Annotated in this window: 18 protein-coding genes; 8 read left to right on the forward strand and 10 right to left on the reverse strand. The window is 73.2% G+C overall.

All coding sequences use genetic code 11. The annotated features are described in order from the left end of the window. Positions 1 to 40: 40 nt before the first annotated feature. From MLV88_RS10545 to MLV88_RS10565, 5 genes are all read left to right on the forward strand, one after another. Positions 41 to 1,561 (forward strand): OmpA family protein, encoded by a 1,521-nt coding sequence (locus MLV88_RS10545; RefSeq protein ID WP_243337422.1) that lies wholly within the window; start codon positions 41 to 43, stop codon positions 1,559 to 1,561. Continuing rightward, on the forward strand, positions 1,558 to 2,187 hold the full coding sequence (locus tag MLV88_RS10550; protein ID WP_242355570.1) for an HAD family hydrolase: 630 nt from the start codon (positions 1,558 to 1,560) through the stop codon (positions 2,185 to 2,187). The genes MLV88_RS10545 and MLV88_RS10550 overlap by 4 nt, the downstream gene beginning before the upstream one ends. Before the next feature lie 169 nt (positions 2,188 to 2,356). Then, positions 2,357 to 2,674: a hypothetical protein gene (locus MLV88_RS10555; protein ID WP_242338928.1), complete on the forward strand. Its 318-nt coding sequence runs from the start codon at positions 2,357 to 2,359 to the stop codon at positions 2,672 to 2,674. Positions 2,675 to 2,795: 121 nt separating this feature from the next. Beyond that, entirely contained in the window at positions 2,796 to 3,911 is a 1,116-nt protein-coding gene (locus MLV88_RS10560; RefSeq protein ID WP_242338930.1) for a S1C family serine protease, read from the forward strand. Positions 3,912 to 3,950: 39 nt separating this feature from the next. Then, complete coding sequence (locus tag MLV88_RS10565; protein ID WP_242355572.1) at positions 3,951 to 4,238, forward strand: hypothetical protein; 288 nt, start codon at positions 3,951 to 3,953, stop codon at positions 4,236 to 4,238. Positions 4,239 to 4,251: 13 nt separating this feature from the next. On the opposite strand, the gene MLV88_RS10570 is transcribed toward MLV88_RS10565, so the two are convergent. Continuing rightward, positions 4,252 to 5,013 (reverse strand): RNA methyltransferase, encoded by a 762-nt coding sequence (locus MLV88_RS10570; RefSeq protein WP_242360933.1) that lies wholly within the window; start codon positions 5,011 to 5,013, stop codon positions 4,252 to 4,254. 53 nt (positions 5,014 to 5,066) lie between these two features. Between MLV88_RS10570 and MLV88_RS10575 the strand changes: the two genes are divergently transcribed. The 3 genes from MLV88_RS10575 (at position 5,067) to MLV88_RS10585 (ending at position 8,677) form a co-directional block, all read left to right on the forward strand. Continuing rightward, positions 5,067 to 6,029, forward strand: coding sequence for a phosphoribosylaminoimidazolesuccinocarboxamide synthase (locus MLV88_RS10575; protein ID WP_243337423.1), 963 nt, complete (start codon positions 5,067 to 5,069; stop codon positions 6,027 to 6,029). A 10-nt stretch (positions 6,030 to 6,039) separates the two neighbouring features. Further along, the gene (locus tag MLV88_RS10580; RefSeq protein WP_243337424.1) at positions 6,040 to 6,822 is read left to right on the forward strand and encodes an alpha/beta fold hydrolase; all 783 of its coding nucleotides are present in this window, start codon (positions 6,040 to 6,042) and stop codon (positions 6,820 to 6,822) included. 649 nt (positions 6,823 to 7,471) lie between these two features. Beyond that, positions 7,472 to 8,677, forward strand: a complete 1,206-nt coding sequence (locus tag MLV88_RS10585) for an HNH endonuclease (RefSeq protein ID WP_242338939.1) — start codon at positions 7,472 to 7,474, stop codon at positions 8,675 to 8,677. A gap of 334 nt (positions 8,678 to 9,011) precedes the next feature. Here MLV88_RS10585 and MLV88_RS10590 read toward each other — a convergent pair whose 3' ends face one another. The 9 genes from MLV88_RS10590 to infB form a co-directional block, all read right to left on the reverse strand. Further along, on the reverse strand, positions 9,012 to 9,539 hold the full coding sequence (locus tag MLV88_RS10590) for a hypothetical protein (protein ID WP_242355577.1): 528 nt from the start codon (positions 9,537 to 9,539) through the stop codon (positions 9,012 to 9,014). 9 nt (positions 9,540 to 9,548) lie between these two features. Next, the gene (purB, locus tag MLV88_RS10595) at positions 9,549 to 10,868 is read right to left on the reverse strand and encodes an adenylosuccinate lyase (RefSeq protein WP_242338945.1); all 1,320 of its coding nucleotides are present in this window, start codon (positions 10,866 to 10,868) and stop codon (positions 9,549 to 9,551) included. Positions 10,869 to 10,883: 15 nt separating this feature from the next. After that, the gene (gene dut, locus MLV88_RS10600) at positions 10,884 to 11,327 is read right to left on the reverse strand and encodes a dUTP diphosphatase (protein ID WP_242338947.1); all 444 of its coding nucleotides are present in this window, start codon (positions 11,325 to 11,327) and stop codon (positions 10,884 to 10,886) included. 58 nt (positions 11,328 to 11,385) lie between these two features. Continuing rightward, positions 11,386 to 13,554 (reverse strand): polyribonucleotide nucleotidyltransferase, encoded by a 2,169-nt coding sequence (gene pnp / locus MLV88_RS10605; RefSeq protein ID WP_242338949.1) that lies wholly within the window; start codon positions 13,552 to 13,554, stop codon positions 11,386 to 11,388. Positions 13,555 to 13,818: 264 nt separating this feature from the next. Then, on the reverse strand, positions 13,819 to 14,088 hold the full coding sequence (rpsO, locus tag MLV88_RS10610; protein WP_242338951.1) for a 30S ribosomal protein S15: 270 nt from the start codon (positions 14,086 to 14,088) through the stop codon (positions 13,819 to 13,821). 112 nt (positions 14,089 to 14,200) lie between these two features. Further along, positions 14,201 to 15,169, reverse strand: coding sequence for a tRNA pseudouridine(55) synthase TruB (truB, locus tag MLV88_RS10615; RefSeq protein WP_243337426.1), 969 nt, complete (start codon positions 15,167 to 15,169; stop codon positions 14,201 to 14,203). Continuing rightward, positions 15,166 to 15,534, reverse strand: coding sequence for a 30S ribosome-binding factor RbfA (rbfA, locus tag MLV88_RS10620; RefSeq protein ID WP_242338955.1), 369 nt, complete (start codon positions 15,532 to 15,534; stop codon positions 15,166 to 15,168). Before rbfA ends, truB begins: the two co-directional genes overlap by 4 nt. Beyond that, positions 15,531 to 15,962: a DUF503 domain-containing protein gene (locus MLV88_RS10625; RefSeq protein ID WP_242338957.1), complete on the reverse strand. Its 432-nt coding sequence runs from the start codon at positions 15,960 to 15,962 to the stop codon at positions 15,531 to 15,533. The genes rbfA and MLV88_RS10625 overlap by 4 nt, the downstream gene beginning before the upstream one ends. A 187-nt stretch (positions 15,963 to 16,149) precedes the next feature. Then, positions 16,150 to 18,403 (reverse strand): translation initiation factor IF-2 (gene infB / locus MLV88_RS10630; RefSeq protein ID WP_243337431.1); only part of this gene is annotated, 2,254 nt, incomplete at its 5' end.

Consider the following 18,403-nt stretch of genomic DNA (forward strand, 5'->3'; position numbering starts at 1 on the left):
GTCGGCTTGCCTCCTCGCACGGTTCGCCTAAGCTCGCCGGATGCGCACCGTCCGACCTGTCCTGGCGCTCGCAGCGCTCCTCGCTGCCGTCCCGGCGGCCCCGGCCGACGACCCCACTGCTCGCGGGTTCGACCCGGACCCCACGCGCCCGGCGCTGTCGCTCGACGGCGGCTTCACGCTCGAGACCGCGGCGACCGCGCCGCGCGGGCGGATCGGCGCCGCTCTCCTCCTCGACTGGACCGACGGGCTGCTCGCGCTCCAGCTCGGCGACGCGCGCGAGGACGCCCTCGCCTCGCGCCTCTCCGCGCACCTGCTCGCCGCCGCGTCGCTCGGTCGGCTCGAGCTCGGCCTCGATCTGCCCGTCGCGCTCTACCAGCGATCGGATCTCTCGCTGCTCCAGGACCGCGGGGTGACCGGGCCGCTCGTCGCCCCCATCGCGCGGAGCGCGCTCGGCGACGTCCGGCTCGTCGCGAAGCTCGCCCTGCTCGAGGCGGCGAGCGCGCCGCTCGGGATCGGCGTCGCCGCGCTCCTCGACCTGCGCGCGCCCACCGGCGACCGCACCGCCTTCACGGGCGAGGGGCCGATGGCCGTTCCCGGCGTGGTGCTCACCCGCGCCTTCGGCCGCGCGCGGCTCGACGCCCAGGTCGGCTACGTCCTCCGCGAGCGCGGCCAGTGGGCGCAGCTCGTGGTGAACGACGGGCCGACCTGGTCCCTCGGCGGGTCCTACGACCTCACCGCTCCCGGCGCCGCGCGGCAGTGGCGCGCGATCGCCGAGGTGGGCGGCGGCTGGCCGCGCGGCAACGACCTCTCGACGGATCGCCACCGCGCCCCGCTCTCCGCGCGCACGGGGCTCCGCGCCTTCCTCTCCGATCGCGTCGCCGTGGAGCTCGGCGGGGGCACCGGCCTCGGCGCAGCCGGCTACGGGCGCGAGTCGTGGCGCGTCTTCGGCGGGATCCGCTTCGCCCTCGACACGGCGCGGACGGGCGACGCCGGCGAGCCGGATCGCGATCGCGACGGCGTCCCCGACGCGCGCGACGCCTGCCCCGCGGAGCCGGGCCCGGCCGAGCTCGACGGCTGCCCCGATCGCGACGGCGACGAGATCCCCGACCGCGAGGACCGCTGCCCCACCGTGCCCGGCCCGGCGACGCGTGACGGCTGCCCCGTGGGCGAGCAGGAGCCGCTCGTCGAGATCGAGACCGAGCGGCTCTCGCTCAAGGACGCGATCCAGTTCGACACCGGGCGCGACACCCTGCGGTCGCAGTCGTTCCCCGTGCTCGACGCGATCGGCGGGATCCTCGCGGCGCACCCGGAGCTCCGCCGCGTCCGCGTCGAGGGCCACACCGACGACGTGGGCTCGAACGCGTACAACAAGGACCTCTCCGAACGGCGCGCCCGCACCGTGGCGCGCTACATCGCCGGCAAGGGCGTCGCGCGCGAGCGGCTCGAGCCGACGGGCTACGGCGAGGACCACCCGGTCGCCTCCAACAAGACCGCGCTCGGGCGTGCGAAGAACCGGCGCGTGGAGTTCACCATCCTCGACGGCGGTGCGGGGACGCGTTGACCCGCCTCGCGATCCTGGATCTCGACGGCACGCTCGTCGACTCGATCGACGACCTCGCGGCCTCGGTGAACCACGCGCTCGCCGCGCTCGGCCTGCCGGCCCGCAGGAGCGACGAGATCCGCGGGTTCGTGGGCGAGGGGGCGCGCCTGCTCCTCGCCCGCGCGATCGCCCCGCACGACGAGCTCCTCGAGCCGGCGCTCGTCCTCTGGCGCGAGCACTACGAGGCGCACTGCCTCGACCGGACGCGGCTCTATCCCGGGCTCGACGCCGCGCTGTCCGCGGCCGGGCGCGCGCTCGCGGTCCACACGAACAAGCCGGGCGCGATGGCTCGCAAGATCCTCGCCGGGCTCGGCGTCGCCGATCGCTTCGTCGCCATCGTCGGGGGCGACGAGGCGCCCCGGAAGCCGGATCCCACCGGGACCCTCGAGATCATGGCCGAGGTCGGGGCCGCGCCCGCCGACACCGTGTTCGTCGGCGACAGCCGCGTCGACGTCGCGACCGCGCGCGCCGCGGGCGTGGCCGTCGTCGCGGTGACCTGGGGGCTCGGGTCGCGCGCGGAGCTCGCCGGGGCGGGCGCGACCGTGCTCGTGGACGACGCCGCCGAGCTCGCCCCCTACCTGCGCTGAGGCGAAGGACCTCTCGATCCCGTCGCCGCCGCGGCGCACGCGGGCGGCCTGCGCCGGCGCCAGCGCGCGCGTCGTGACGCGACCCCATCGACCGGGCTCCGCGCGAGCCGCCCCCACGGGTGCTCGCCCAAAACTCGCTCGCCGGCGGCCCCCGTGCTACCCGGTTCGCATGCTCCGCCTCCTCGCGAAGCTGGTCCTCGCAGGCGCCGTGCTCGCGGCGCTGTGGCTCTGGGTGCCCGTCGGCGGCCGCACGCTCGCGGCACGCTGGGACCGCGCCGGGAGCTTCCCGGTCTTCGTGGAGCGCGGCTGGGACGAGCTCGCCGGCCACTTCGGCTCGAAGCCGCCGGCCGACCGCCGGCCGACCGCCCGCTCGCAGGCTCGCGTCGCGCAGGGACCGTCCCGCACGCGGCCCAGCGAGGCTCACACCGAGGCCGACCGGCGCGCGCTGGATCGCGTCCTCCAGGACGAGCTCCGGGCCCACCCCTAGCGGCCGCGCCGCGGCGCGCGCGCCGGACGCGCGGACGACCCCCAGCTTCGCCTCCTTGCGCCGCCTCCGGCGCGGTCCCCACCTTGTTCGGGAGCCCGCGCTTCGCGGGTGTGAGGTGGTCATGTCCTGGGCGGCGCTCGTGGCGGCGGCGTGGGTGGCGGCGGGACCGGGCGACGCCGCACGCCCCCTGTACACCGAGGCGAAGGCTCCGCAGGTGGTGCCGCAGGCCGCGCAGGGGCTCCCGGATCTCTCCAGGCTGGCCGAGGCGGCGATCCCCGCGGTGGTCGGGGTGGTGACCACGCAGGCGCCGCCGCCGGGTGCGAACGACGAGGAGCTCCGCGACCTGTTCGAGAAGCTGAACGAGGGCCCGCGCAAGGGGATCGGCTCCGGCTTCGTCATCCACCGCGACGGCTGGGTCGTCACGAACGCCCATGTGGTCGAGGGCGCCGAGGGGGTCGAGGTCGACTTCGGCTCGGACACGCCCCGCGTGCCCGCCCGCGTGGTCGGCGTCGACGCGGAGTCCGACGTCGCGCTCCTCAAGATCGAGGTGAAGCGGCCGCTGGCGTTCGTCCCGCTCGGCGACTCCGACCACGTCGCCGTGGCCGAGTGGGTGCTCGTGATCGGCAGCCCCTTCGGGCTCGACCACACCGTGACGCTCGGGATCGTGAGCCACACCGGCCGGACCGACATCGCGCCGCTCGGCCGTCCCGGCACGTACGACTTCATCCAGACCGACGCGTCGATCAACCCGGGCAACTCGGGCGGCCCGGTGCTGAACCTGCGCGGCGAGGTGATCGGCATCGCCACGGCGGTGAACGCGACCGGCCAGGGGATCGGCTTCGCCGTGCCCATCAACATGGCGAAGGAGATCATCGGCCAGCTGCGCGACCACGGCCGCGTGGTGCGGAGCTGGCTCGGCGTGGCGGTCCGCGAGGTCCCGCGCGGAGACGAGACCCGCGGCGTGGTGGTGACCGAGGTCGCGAACGGCGGGCCCGCCGCCGCCGCCGGCGTGAAGGTCGGCGACGTGATCACCGGATTCCAGGGGCACGACGTCCGCACCCCCTCGAGGCTCCGCTGGTACGTGTCGACGGCCGGTGTGGGCCGGGAGGTCGAGGTCAGGACGCGCCGCGGCCAGGGGCCCGAGCGCTCGCTGCGGATCTCGCTCGCCGAGGTCCCCGCGCAGGAGCGCGCGAAGGCCGCCCAGGCCCGGGCCGCCGTCGCGGGCGAGGGTCGCTAGTTGCCATCCGACCTCGGGTCGGGTATCTAGCGCCCCTCTATGGCCGAGACGACCAAGACGAAGAAGGCCGCGCCTCGCGCGAAGGGCGGCGGCACCAAGACCTGCACGGTGGCGGGCTGCAAGCGCGCCTACCGCGCGAAGGGCCTCTGCTTCTTCCACTACAAGCAGTTCCGCCGCGGCGAGCTCGAGGGCCGGCCCGGACGCTACGACACCTGCTCGAAGCCCGACTGCAAGAAGAAGGTCGTCGAGCACGGGCTCTGCCAGGAGCACTTCGAGGCCTGGAAGAAGAGCCGCAAGAAGAACCAGGCCGCGGCCGCCTCGGCCTAGCCCGGCGGCTCCTTCACCGCGCGCGCTCGCGCAACGTCCGCTCGAGCGCGCGAACCGCCGCGACGAGGAGCTCCACCTCGCGCTGCGTGGGCTCCGCGCGCGCGAGCAGGCGGCGAAGGTCCGCGAGGATGTGCTCCGGGTTCTGCGGGTTCAGGTAGCCCGCGGCGCCGAGGAGCGCCCTCATGCGGTCCCACAGCGCCTCGATCGTCGCGTGCCGCGCTGGCGTCGCGTGCCGCGCGGGCTCCGCCGCGGCCGGTTGCGGCGTGGAAACCTGCCGCGGCCGGCCGATCTCGTAGGCGAGCACCGCCACGGACTGCGCGAGGTTCATCGAGTCGTACGCCGGCGAGGTCGGGATCGAGCAGACCGCCTGGCAGAGCTCGAGCTCCGCGTCGGAGAGCCCGCGCCGCTCCTGCCCGAACACGACCGCGACCTCACCCTGGACGCTCCGCCGGGCGACCTCCGCGGCGAGGGCCGCGGGATCGAGGAAGGGGCGCCCCTCCACCGCGCGCGAGGTGGTGCCGCAGGTCCAGGAGGCGGGGCCGAGCGCGCCACGCAGGTCCGCGTGGACCTCGGCGGCCTCGAGGACGTCGGACGCATGCCGCGCGAGGCGCCGGGCGCGCGCGAGGACGTCCTCCCGGGCGGTGCCCGGTCCCCCGCTGCGGGGACGCCCCGCCCAGGACGGCGGCGCCACGATCGCGAGGCGCGACAGGCCGAAGTTCTTCATCGCCCGGGCGACGGCGCCGATGTTGTCGGCGCTCTGCGGGCGGTGAAGCACGATCCGTACTTTTCCCGGTTCCATGTGAGGGCGCGACGTATAACATCCCGCCCATGATCCCGGACGACAAGCTCCGCGCTCAGCTCCCCCACACCCTCCGCCAGATCGACCTGCCCGCGCTCGGCGAGCTGTACCGCGGCAAGGTCCGCGACAACTACGCCCGCGGCGACGAGATCGTGATGGTCACGACCGATCGCATCTCCGCGTTCGACCACGTGCTCGGCACGATCCCGTTCAAGGGCGAGGTGCTCTCCCGCCTCACCGCCTTCTGGTTCGAGAAGGTGAAGGACCTCGCGCCGACGCACGTCGTCGACCTGCCCGACCCGAGCGTCATGGTCGTGAAGCGGGCGAAGCCGCTGCCCATCGAGATCGTGATCCGCGGCTACATCACGGGCTCGCTCTGGCGCGACTACCAGGCCGGCAAGGCGGGCGCCTACGGGATCGAGTGGCCGAAGGGGCTCCGCAAGGACCAGCGCTTCGATCGGCCCATCATCACGCCCTCCACCAAGGCGGAGTACGGCAAGCACGACGAGCCCATCAGCGAGCAGGAGATCCTCGCGCAGGGCCTCGTCTCGAAGGAGCTCTGGCGCGAGGCGACCGCCGTCGCGGAGCGGCTCTTCCAGCGCGGGCAGGAGTGGGCGCGGAGCCGCGGCCTCATCCTCGTGGACACCAAGTACGAGATGGGCACCATCGACGGGAAGCTCGTCGTCATCGACGAGATCCACACGCCCGACAGCTCGCGCTACTGGGTCGCCGACGGCTACGAGGATCGCTTCGCCAAGGGCGCCGAGCAGGAGATGCTCGACAAGGAGAACATCCGGCAGTGGCTCATCAAGGAGCACGGGTTCTCCGGCCACGGCACGCCCCCGGCGCTCTCCGACGACGTGCGGGTGATGCTGGCGCGCAAGTACATCGAGGTCTTCGAGCGGCTCACCGGCGAGACGTTCGCGTCGGACGTGGGCTCGGTCGAGGAGCGGATCCAGCGCAACCTCCGCGCGAAGGGCTACCTCGGCTAGCCGGCCGCGCTTGAGCCGGGGCCGGACGACGCGCGTGGCGAGCGAGGCGCGGCGCCCCCGCGCTGTCCTGCCCGCCCTCCTCCTCCCGGGCATCGACGGGAGCGGCCGGCTCTTCGCGCCCCTCCTCGCCGCCGCGCCGCGGCGCATCGCGCCGGTGGTGGTCTCCTTCCCTCCCGGCGCGCCGCTCGGCTACGACGCGCTCGTCGATCGCGTCCGCGCGACCCTTCCGCCCGGCCGGTTCCTGCTGGTGGCGGAGTCGTTCTCCGGTCCCATCGCGATCCGGCTCGCGGCCGAGCGGCCGCGCGGCCTCGCCGGCCTCGTGCTCGCCGCGACGTTCCTGCACCGGCCGCTCCACCCGCTCCTCCACCCGATCCGCGGGCTCGTCGGCGCCCGGCTCTTCGGCCTGCCGATGCCTGCCCTCCTCGTCCGCCACTTCATGACCGGCTGGGAGGCGCCCGACGCGCTCGTCCGCGAGGTACAGGAGGCGGTGGGGAGGACGGCGCCGGAGGTCATGGCGCTCCGCGCGATGGAGGCGCTCCGCGTCGACGTGCGCGACGCGCTCCTGCAGGTCGACGCGCCCATCCTCGTGCTCTCGCCGAGGCGCGACCGGCTCATCCGCACCGACGTCGGCGAGGAGCTCCTCGCGCTGCGCCCCGACGCAGAGGTGGTCGAGCTCGAAGCGCCGCACATGATCCTTCAGCGCGCCCCGCACGCCTGCCTCGCGCACCTCGAGGAGCTCGCGGCCCGCGTCGCGGCACGCCCGCGCGCGCCGGCGCGGGGTCGCAGAGCCTAGCCGCAGCACGGGAGGGTGGTCGCACAGTCGAACGGGCCTTCGCGGGAGGGGCCCCGCGCGAAGCGCGGGAGGGGCGAAGCCCTCATCATTCGTCACAAGTGCGGGTACTCGCCGGACGAGCGGCGGGTGTTTCGACCACGGCTTCCGTGCGCATGACGGATTCGGAGCATCGACGGGGTCGGCGCACGCGCTCGTGCTCGACCCCGATGAACGCGGGAAGGCGGCGGAGCAGGCGAGCGTCTCGTCGTGTCGAACCGGGCGCGGCGACGGCGTGACTTCGCGCGAGGTGCGCGCGGACTTCTCGAAGGCGTTTCCGCAGCTCGAGGTCGACCGTATTCACCTTGGGCGACAACTATCGCCAGCGGTAGTGCCGCCCGGTGCCGCGGCTCTTCTCGCGACGAGGCAAGACGTCCCAGATGCGGCGGGTGAAACATTTCCCATTGACGCCTTCTCGCCTCGATCGCCCTCGGGCATACGGGCGGCGCGGAAAGGCCGCTCTCGCGCACGATTCTCGCGCGTGAAGCACGCGCCGGTCGCCTTGGGGCATTGACGAGGGAGCGCCGGAGAACGGCGGCCAGACGCGGACCTGGAGCGTCTCCGGAGCTCCGGAAATCGCGTGCTACGAAGGATGTACTGGAGGTGCACCCCCATGTCTGCGCTCGCCCCCGCTTCTCTCGAATCGAACGCGCTCGCGATCCGCCTGCGCGAGCTCGCCGGAGAGGAACGGAACGTCCAGGTCGACTTCCTCCTGCACCTCGACGAGTTCGATCAGCGCCGCGCCTTCGTCGAGGCCGGCCATGCGTCTCTCTGGAGCTACTGCCTGGAGGCGCTCCACCTGCGGGAGGGCGCCGCAGGCCGGCGCATCCAGGCCATGCGCGTGCTGCGCCGCTTCCCGGTCCTCGAGGCTCCGCTGCGCGATGGGCGCCTTTGCCTTTCCACCGTGGCGCTCCTCGGCCAGGTGCTCACCGAGGAGAACGTGGACGACCTCCTCGCTCGCGCAGCCTTCAGGACCCGGGCCGAGGTCGAGCACCTCGTCGCCTCCATCCAGGCGCGCACCGCTCCGTGCGCAGGCCTCCGCAAGCTGGCCGAGCGCGCCCCCGCCGCGGCGAGCGCAGCGCTGCCCCTCTCGGGATCGGAGCGGGCCGAAATGGCGACGGCGCACGGCCCCGCGGAGCCGGCTCTCGATCCGGGACCCACCACCGGTCCGCTCCCAGCGACCCCACCGATCCTCGCGCAGCCGAAGCGAAGGGCCGAGACCCTCGCCGTCTCGGAGACCCACTGGTCGCTCCGGGTCACCCTCGACCGTGCCTGCAAGGAGGACCTCGAGACGCTCCGGTCGCTCCTGTCGCACAAGGTCCCGGACGGCGACCTCGCGGCGGTGCTCCGCGAGGCGATCCGCTGCGCCATCGAGAAGCACGGCAAGCGGAAGGGCGCGGTCGCGCCGGAGCGGAAGACGAAGGGCGCGAAGCAGGCCGCCTCGAATGAGGCAGCGGCGAATATGGCCGCGGTCAAGCCGTCGGCGGCGAGGTCCACGATCCCGGCGATAGTGCGCCGCGCCGTGTGGAAGCGCGACGGGGGGCGCTGCGCCTGGGTCGGCCCGGACGGCTGCCGCTGCAACAGCCGCTGGAAGCTCGAGCTCGACCACATCCAGCCCGCCGCCCTCGGGGGACCGCCCACGGTCGAGAATCTTCGGCTCGCCTGCCGAGCTCACAACCTGCTTCACGCAGAGAGCACCTTCGGGCGCGAGCACATGGATCGCTTCCGCCGCGAGGCGAGCGACGGGCCGACGCCGCCCGCGCGCGCTGACGTTGCGCCTCTGCGCCCCGTCATGCAGCTCGGAATGTGGGCGTCGTGATTCGCGGCCGCCACGGAGCTGGCCGGACCTCCGGGCAGAACGGAGAGCCGGTTCGCATGGGCACGCGGCTGACCGTCGACTCGCAGCTCGGCACTTCCGGGCTTCCGAACCCCTGCGCCCCCCCCGGTGACGCTCACCGCTCTGCCACCCGCAGTGCTCCGCCCGGAGCGTTCCCGGCGCGCGCGCGCCGACCCGTCGATGCCCACCCGGAGCGCGCGGTGCGCCGCTCGGCCGACCGGTGAACAGTGTCACCCATCCGCCTGGCTAGAGTGTCACCCGTGTGGCCGGCTGCACACGACGCGCTCTGCTCGTCGGGGCGGGGGCGCAGCCCCCGCTAGATGAACAGCGCTGCGACCTCGGCGCGCGCGGGCTCGAGGTCGTCCTCGGGCGCGAGCCAGGTCGTCACCGGCAGCGGCTCGCCCTCGCGCGCCAGGAGGACGAGGCGGCGGAGGTGGTCGTTCGTTCCGGGAGCCGGCGCGGGCACGAGCCAGGAGGGCGCGGCCGAGCTTCCGCTGCGCTCCCGGTAGCCGTGCGCGAGCCGCTCCGCGCGGCGCGCGCGCGCCTCGCCGACCGTCTCGATCTGCACGCCCGTGAACTCGGCGAGCCCGCGGTCCTGCCGGCGCAGCGGCGGGGCGCCGCTCACCCGCACCCGCCCGCGCGCGAAGGTCGCCCGCACCGAGCGGCCGCCCAGCAGGACCACCAGCGCGGCGACCGCCGCGAGCCCGAGGGCAGCCCGCGGGGCGGCGCCCCGCAGGCCGGCGGCGCCGAGGATGAACGCGGCGGCGAGGACGGCGAGCACGCGCGGCCGCGCGAGGCGAGACGCGAGGACCAGCCCGCCGGCGCTCCGCTCGATCCGCACCATCGCCGCGGGCTACGGCGCGCCGAACACGCGCTGGAAGATCGTGTCCACGTGCTTCAGGTGGTACTCGAGCGCGAAGCACGCGTCGATCTCCTCGTCGGAGAGCACCCGCTTCACGTCCGGATCCCGCTTCAGCGCGGTCCGGAAGTCGACCTTCTCCTCCCAGACCTTCATGGCGTTGCGCTGGACGTAGACGTAGCCCTCCTGCCGCGCCACGCCCTTGCCGACGAGCGCGAGGAGCACGCGCTGCGCCTCGTAGAGGCCGCCCGTGAGCTCCAGGTTCTCCTTCATCCGCTCGGGGTACACGCGCAGGTTCTCGATCATCCCGGCGAAGCGGTGCAGCGCGAAGTCGAGGGCGATGGTGGCGTCGGGAGCGATCACCCGCTCGACGGACGAGTGGCTGATGTCGCGCTCGTGCCAGAGCGCGACGTCCTCGAGGGCGGCGAGCGCGTAGGAGCGGAGCAGGCGCGCGATGCCGGTGAGGTTCTCGGAGAGGATGGGGTTGCGCTTGTGCGGCATCGCCGACGAGCCCTTCTGGCCCGCCGTGAACGGCTCCTCCGCCTCGCGCACCTCCGTGCGCTGCAGGTGGCGGACCTCCGTCGCGTGCTGCTCGAGGGTCCCGCCCGCCACCGCGAGGGCGGTGAAGAGCTCGGCGTGGCGGTCGCGGTTCACGACCTGCGTGGCCGCGCCCTCGCCGCCGGCGAGGCCGAGCCGCTCCATCACGAACGCCTCGACGCGCGGATCGACGTTCGCGAACGTACCGACGGCGCCGGAGATCTTGCCCACCGCCACGGTCCTGCCGGCGCGCGCGATCGCCTCGCGGCGGCGGCTCCAGGCGTCGTACCAGCCGGCGAGCTTCAGGCCGAAGGTGACGGGCTCGGCGTGGATGCCGTGGCTGCGGCCCATCATCGGCGTGCGCGCGTGCTCGTGGGCGCGCCGCTTCACCGCCGCCATCACCCGGTCCACGCCGGCGAGGAGGAGCCCGGTCGCCTCCTGGAGCTGGACCGCGAGCGTCGTGTCGAGCACGTCGGAGGAGGTCATCCCCTTGTGCAGGTGGCGCGCGGCGGGGCCGCCCCGCTCCTCGACGAAGGTGAGGAAGGCGATGACGTCGTGCTTGACGGTCCGCTCGATCTCCTCGATGCGGGCCACGTCCGCCGCGGTGAACTCGAAGCCCTCGAACGCGCGGCGCAGCGCCTCGTAGTCCTCGGGCGGGACCTGGCCGAGGCGGACCATCGCCTCGCAGGCGGCGAGCTCGACGTCGAGCCAGATGCGGTAGCGCCGCTCGGAGGTCCAGATGCGGCCCATCTCGGGCCGGGTGTAGCGCGGGATCATGGGGTCACCTCGGGATCACTGGCCGGTCGAGCCGAAGCCGCCGTCGCCGCGCCCGCTGCCGGAGAGCTCCCCGGCCACCACGAGCTCGGCCCGGACGACGGGCGCGATGACGAGCTGGGCGATGCGATCGCCGCGCGCGAACGCGACGGGCGCCTGCCCGTGGTTCACGAGCACGACGCACACCTCGCCGCGATAGTCGGAGTCGATGGTGCCCGGCGCGTTCACCATCCCCACGCCGTGGCGCACGGCGAGCCCGGAGCGCGGGCGCACCTGGCCCTCGTGGCCGGGCGGGATCTCGAGGGCGAGGCCGGTGGGGACGAGCCGCCGCTCGCCGGGGGCGAGCGCGACCGGCTCGTCGGCGCGCAGGTCGAGCCCCGCGGCGCCGTCGGTCTCGTAGCGGGGCAGCTCGAGCGGCGGACCGCGCTGGCCCACGCGCCGCACCTTCACCGTCACCGGCATCGGCCTCTCCCCCGCGGGCGCGGGGCCCGAGGGGCCCCGGCGCGCGGTACGTCACGCCCTACTTGGCGGGCTCGCCCTTGGTCTCGGCGGCGCCCTCGGGCTTCTTGCCGGCGGCCTCCGCGAGCGCCTCCTTGCGCGAGAGCCGGATCTTCCCCGCCCGGTCGACGGAGATGACCTTCACGAGCACCTCCTCGCCCTCGGAGAGGACGTCGGAGACGCTCTTCACCCGCTTGTCCGAGAGCTCGGAGATGTGGATGAGGCCGTCGGTGCCCGGGAACAGCTCCACGAAGGCGCCGAACTCGGCGATCTTGCGGACCGTGCCGAGGTAGGTCTTGCCGACCTCCGCCTCCTGCGTGAGCGAGCGGATCATCTTGATCGCCGCCTCGACCTTGTCCTGGCTCGGGCTCGCGATCGACACCGAGCCGTCGTCCTCGATGTTGATCGAGGTGCCGGTGCGGGCGGTGATGTCCTTGATGGTCTTGCCGCCGGGGCCGATGATGTCCTTGATGCGCTCCGGCCGGATCTTGATGGTCGTGATGCGCGGCGCGTAGGCGCTGATCGACTCGCGCGGCTTGGAGAGCGCCTTCGCCATCTCGCCGAGGATGTGCTTGCGCCCGTCGGCCGCCTGCGCCAGCGCGCGCTCGAGGATCTCGCGGGTCACGCCGCCGATCTTGATGTCCATCTGGATCGACGTGATGCCCTCGGCGGTGCCGCAGACCTTGAAGTCCATGTCGCCGAGGTGATCCTCGTCGCCGAGGATGTCCGAGAGGATGGCGATCTTCTCGCCCTCCTTGATGAGCCCCATCGCGATGCCGGCGACCGGCGCCTTGATGGGCACGCCCGCGTCCATGAGCGACAGGCAGCCGCCGCAGACCGAGGCCATCGAGGACGAGCCGTTCGACTCCATGATGTCGGAGACGATGCGGACCGTGTACGGGAACTTGTCCTCGGCCGGCATCACCTGGCGCAGCGCGCGCTCGGCGAGGGCGCCGTGACCGATCTCGCGCCGGCCCGGGCCGCGCAGGAACTTCGCCTCGCCGACCGAGAACGGCGGGAAGTTGTAGTGCAGCATGAACTTCCGGAAGTGCATCCCGGTGAGCATCTCCACGCGCTGCTCGTCCTCGGCGGTGCCGAGGGTGGTCGCGACGAGCGCCTGCGTCTCACCTCGCGTGAAGAGCGCCGAGCCGTGCACGCGGGGGAGGAGCCCCACCTCGGACCAGATCTTGCGGATGTCCGCCTCACCGCGGCCGCCGATGCGACGGCGCTCGTCGGTGATCATCTTCCGCATGTACTCGTACTTCACGTCCTCGTAGTAGCCCTTGATCTCCTTCTCGCGGGTCGTGACGGCGGCGAGCTTCTGCGCGTCGCCGGCCGCCTCGTCCTTGAGGGCCTGGAGGAGCTCCTTCTTGATCTCGGAGAGCCGGCCGTAGCGGTCGTGCTTCTCGTCGCGCGCGTAGGCCTCCTTCACCTTCTCCCAGGTGAGCGCCTTGACCTTCTCCTTCAGCGCGGCGTCGCTCTTCGGCGGCTCGAACGCGCGCTTCGGCTTGTCGCCGGCCGCCTTCGCGAGGGCCTCCTGCGCCTCGAGCAGCTCCTTCACGGCCGCCTGGCCGAAGAGGAGCGCGTCCACCATCACCTGCTCCGAGACCTCCTTCGCACCGCCCTCCACCATCACGATCGCGTCGCGCGAGGCGGCCATGAGGATGTCGAGGTCCGCCTCGGCGCGCTGGGCGAGCGTGGGGTTCGCGACGAGCTGGCCGGCGACGCGGCCGACGCGGACGCCGGCGATGGGGCCGTTGAACGGGACGTCGGAGACCTGCAGCGCCGCGGACGCGCCGGTGAGCGCGAGGACGTCGGTGTCGTTCTCCTGGTCGAACGAGATGACCGTCGCGATGATCTGCGTCTCGTTGCCGTAGCCCTCGGGGAACAGGGGCCGGCAGGAGCGGTCGACGACGCGGGAGGTGAGGGTCTCCTTCTCCGTCAGGCGCCCTTCGCGGCGGAAGAAGCTGCCGGGGATGCGCCCCGCGGCGAAGAGCTTCTCCTGGTAGTCGACGGTGAGGGGGAAGAAGTCGATGCCCTCCTTCTTCTCCGCGGCGGAGACGACCGTGACGAGCACGATCGAGTCGCCCATGCGGACCCACACGGCGCCGTGCGCCTGCTTCGCGACCTTGCCCGTCTCGAGCAGGATCTCGCGGTCGCCCACGCGGGCGGTCTTCTGGATCGGATTCATGTGCACCTTCCTTGCGCGCGAGGACGCCTGGCGTCCGTCGCCGCGTTGTCCCGCGCGCGCCGCTGCCGCCGCCGGGATCGGGAGGTGCCTCTGTTCCTCACTCCGCCGCCCCTCCGTGGAGAGGCGGCCCAGTCGGAAACGGAAGCGACCTCGCGGTCTCGTCGCGGCCCCGGCCCGTGCGGGCGCGTTGCCCTGCTCCGCGCCTCCGTCGCCGGAAAGCGCGAGCGCCCCGGCGAGATTGCCGAGGCGCTTCGGTTCCACTGCCTACTTGCGAATGCCGAGCTGCTCGATCAGCGTCTTGTAGCGACCCTGGTCGATCGTGCGGAGGTAGTCGAGCAGGCGCCGGCGCTGCCCGACGAGCTTCAGCAGGCCGCGGCGGCTGTGGTGATCCTTCTTGTGCGTCTTGAAGTGCTCGGTGAGGTAGGCGATCCGCTCCGTGAGGAGGGCCACCTGAACCTCGGGCGAGCCGGTGTCCTTCTCGTGCCGCTTGTACTTCGTCACCAGCTCCTGCTTCCGCTCCTGCACCAGCGCCATAGGGACTTCCTTTCGTGGGTTCGCTCCACCGCAGCGAGGGCGAAGGCGCGCGCCTCGGGCCACAGTGGGCGTTCGTGTGAAAGCGGGGTCTTAAGCCATCCGCCCGGACGAGTCAACGTTCCTCGGCGCGGGCCGCGCCGAGGTCCCCGGGGCCGAGGAAGACGCGCTGAGGCCTGAGCCCCCGCTCCCCGAGCGAGCAGATGGCGACGAGCCGCCCGTCCGGCGCCAGGGCGCGGACGAGCGGGGCGGGCGCGTCGCGCTCCAGGGCGCGGCCGTGTACGAGGTCACGCGCCTCGTGCCAGTCGACGGCGACCGGCGGGACCACCCGCAGCGCGTCCCCCATGGGGATGATCCTCGAGGCGAGCGCGTCGCGCCCGAGGGCCTCCGCCTCCGCGAGGGCGATCCCCTCCTCGACGCGAAAGGCGCTCGCCTCGGTGCGGCGGAGCGCGGCGAGGTGGGCGGGCACGCCGAGCGCCCTCCCCAGATCCGCCGCGAGCGTCCGCACGTAGGTGCCCTTCCCGCAGCGCACGGCGAGGCGGGCGAGGCGGACCCGCGGCCCGGGCCCGCCCTCGGCCGGCGGGGTCTCCGGCTCGCCCGGCTCGCCCGGCGCGTCGAGCGCGAGGAGCTCGAGCGCGTCCACCCGGACCCGCCGCGGCACCCGCTCGACCGACTCGCCCGCGCGGGCGGCCTCGTGGAGCCGGCGGCCGCGGACGCGGACGGCGGAGTACATGGGCGGGACCTGCTCGATCTCGCCGACGAAGCGCGCGAGCGCCGCGCGGATCCGGTCCGCGTCGAGCCCGGACGGATCGCCCGTCTCGATCACCCGCCCCTCCGCGTCCTCCGTCTCCGTCGCGGCGCCGAACTCGACCGTCGCCTCGTAGGCCTTGTCGGCGTCGGCGAGGTACTGCTGGAGCTTCACCGCGTCCCCGACGCACACCGCGAGGACGCCGGTGGCGGCCGGATCGAGCGTGCCGGCGTGCCCGGCCCGCGCCGCCCCCAGGAGCCGCCGCACGCGCTGCACGACGTCGAAGCTGGTCGGCCCAGCCGGCTTGTCGACGACGAGGACGCCGGAGCGGCTCACGGCTCGCGCTGCGAGTCCTTGTCCCGCGCTTCCTTGAGGAGCCGCTCGATGCGATCGCCGCGCGCGACCGACTCGTCGTAGACGAACCGGAGGTGCGGCGTGTGCCGGAGCCGGAGGCCGCGCGAGACCTCGCGCTGCAGGTACGGCGCGGCCGCCTGGAGCCCCTCCAGCGTGCGGGCCCGCTCCGTCTCCTCGGCGTGGATCGACACGTAGGCCGTGACCTCCCTGAGGTCGGGCGACATCTTCGCGCCGGTCACGGTGATGAACCCCGTGACGCGCGGGTCCTTGAGGCCGCGCGCGATCACGTCCGCGAGCCCGTGACGGAACTCCTCGGCGACGCGTGCGGGCCGGCTGTGCGTGCTCATCGGGTCTCCTCGTCCTCGTCCTCTTCCCCGCCCTCGGCGTCGTCGCCGACCCAGCCCTCGTCCTGCTCGTCCTCCGCCTCGCGCTCCGCCTCGACGTCGGCCAGCGTCCGGCCGCCGTCCTGGCCGAGGTGATCGCCGTACGCGACGATCTCGAGGTCGCGCGCGGTGAGCTGGATCTGGCCGCCGTGCATCGACGCGACGAAGTTGGCGACCTTGTCGAGCGTCTCGTTGACGAACCCGTGGTCGTTCCCCACGGCGGTCACGCCGATGACGCTGCGCTGCCAGAGGTCGTTCTCGCCCACCTCGGCGATCGAGACGTTGAACTTCGCCTTCACCCGGTCGATGGCGGACCGCACCAGGTGCCGCTTCGACTTGAGCGACCCCGGCGCGGGGAGGTGCAGGGTGAGCCTCAACACTCCGACGAACATGTGAGCTCCGACGCAGGATCCCGGCCGATCTCGGGCGGGCTCGTCGCTGTGCTGCTCGCCGTACGGAAGCAGTACGGCTGCGCTGCTCGCTCCTCGCGCGCCCGACCTCGGCTCGGGCCTCTGCGTCGGGCACGGCCGGCGGACCGGCCACGGAGGGCCAGTCCGCCGCGAGCGCCGAGGTCCCGGGCTAATCCAGCGACGGGCGGATCTCCTCCAGCTCGTACGCCTCGATGATGTCGCCCGGCTTCACGTCTCCGAAGCCCTCGACCCCGATGCCGCACTCGAAGCCGGACTGCACCTCGCGCACGTCGTCCTTGAGGCGCTTCAGGGACCCGATCTTGCCGGTGTGGACGACCTTCCGATCGCGGAGCACCCGCACGTGCGCCGCCCGCTTGATGACGCCCTCCGTCACCGCCGAGCCGGCGATGGCGCCGATCTTCGGGATGTTGAAGACCGCCCGCACCTCCGCCTTGCCGAGCGGCTTCTCGCGGATGATGGGCTCGAGGAGGTTGGCCATCTCCTCGCGGATCTTGTCCACCGCCTCGTAGATGATGTCGAAGAGGAGGATCTTCACGCCCTGCTGGCTGGCGATCTGCTCGACCTTCGTCTCGGGCTTGGTGTTGAACCCGACGATGATGCCGGTGCCGGCCGCCGCCGTGAGGACGTCGGACTCGGTGATCGCGCCCACGCCGGCGTCGAGGACCTTCACCCCGACCTTCTTCGTGGCGGCCTTCTGGAGCGCCTGCGACACGGCCTCGGAGGAGCCCTGCACGTCCGCCTTGATGACGACGTTCAGGACCTTCGCGCCGCTCGTCTTCGCCTTGGCGAAGAGATCCTCGAGCGTCGCCTTGCGGGTCGTGCCGAGCTCCTTCTGGCGCTGCTTCTCGGCGCGGTGAGTCGCGACCTCCTTCGCCGCCTTCTCGTCCTCGACGACGTCGAACTCGTCGCCCGCGATCGGCACGCCGGAGAGGCCGAGGACCTCGACCGGATAGCCCGGCGGGACCTCCTTCACCTGCTCGCCGCGCTCGTTCATCATCGCGCGGACGCGGCCGTAGTGGATGCCGGTGACGAGCGCGTCGCCGACGCGGAGGGTGCCCTCCTCGACGAGCACGGTCGCGACCGGGCCGCGGCCCTTCTCGAGCTTCGCCTCGATGACGCGGCCCGAGGCGAGCTTCTCCGGGTTGGCCTTGAGCTCGAGCACCTCGGACTGCAGCGCGATGTACTCGAGCAGCTCCGGGATGCCCTGCTTCGTGCGGGCGGAGACGGGCAGCATGATGGTCGTGCCGCCCCACTGCTCGGCCACGAGCTCGTACTCGGTGAGCTGCTGCATGACGCGCTCGGGCGACGCGCCCGGCTTGTCGATCTTGTTGATGGCGACGAGGATCGTCACCCCGGCGGCCTTGGCGGCCTTGATCGACTCGATGGTCTGCGGCATCACGCCGTCGTCCGCGGCCACGACGAGGACGACGAGGTCGGTGACCTGCGCGCCGCGCTGGCGCATCGCCGTGAACGCCTCGTGACCGGGGGTGTCGAGGAAGGTGATCGGCCCCTGCGGCGTCTGCACCGAGTAGGCGCCGATGTGCTGGGTGATCCCGCCCGCCTCGCCCGCGGCGACGTCCGCCTGGCGGATGGCGTCGAGGAGCGAGGTCTTGCCGTGGTCGACGTGGCCCATGACGGTCACGATCGGCGGGCGGATGACGAGCTTCGACTCGTCCACCTCGATCTCGGGGATGTACTCCTCGACCTCGAAGCCCTTCTTCTCGAGGGTGAACCCGAACTCCGAGGCGAGGAACGCCGCGGTGTCCGCGTCGATCTGCTGGTTGATGGTCGCCATGGTGCCGCCCTGCATCAGCTTGCGGATGAGGTCGGACGCCTTCACGCCCATGGCCTGGGACAGCTCCGAGACCGAGATGGACTCCTCGACCCGGATGACCTTCTTGTGCTCGGCGCGCTCGGTGATCTGCGTCTTCGCCCCCTTCTTCGTAGGCTTCTTCTTCTTGCCGCGGATCGGGATGTACGCGCGGTCGGTGATGGCGGCCTGGAGCAGCTCCTTGCCGGAGAGGCTCTTCGCCTGCTCCTCGGACACCGGGCGTCCCGGGGTCCGGCCGCGGCGCTTGTCGCGGGAGACGTCGATGAACTCGCGCTCGCGCCCGAGCGAGCCGGGGACGACCTTGAGCTCGCGGACCTCGCCGAGCGCGCGCGGGCCCGGCGCCGCGGGGAACTGCTGGCGCGCGCCCGTCGGCGGCGTCACGCGCCGCACCGGCACGAGCGGCCGCGAGATGACGACCGCCTGCGTGGAGGTGGGGCGCAGCGTGCGCGGATCGACCGGCGGCCTCGCCGGCTGGGAGGGCTGGCCGGGAGCGCCGCGAGGCGCGGCCGCCATGGGGGCGCCGGGCTGTCCCGGCGCGCCGGCCGGCGGGCGGGCGTGCGGCGGTGCGGCG

This window comes from Anaeromyxobacter soli, assembly GCF_022808855.1.
Lineage (GTDB): Bacteria > Myxococcota > Myxococcia > Myxococcales > Anaeromyxobacteraceae > Anaeromyxobacter > Anaeromyxobacter soli.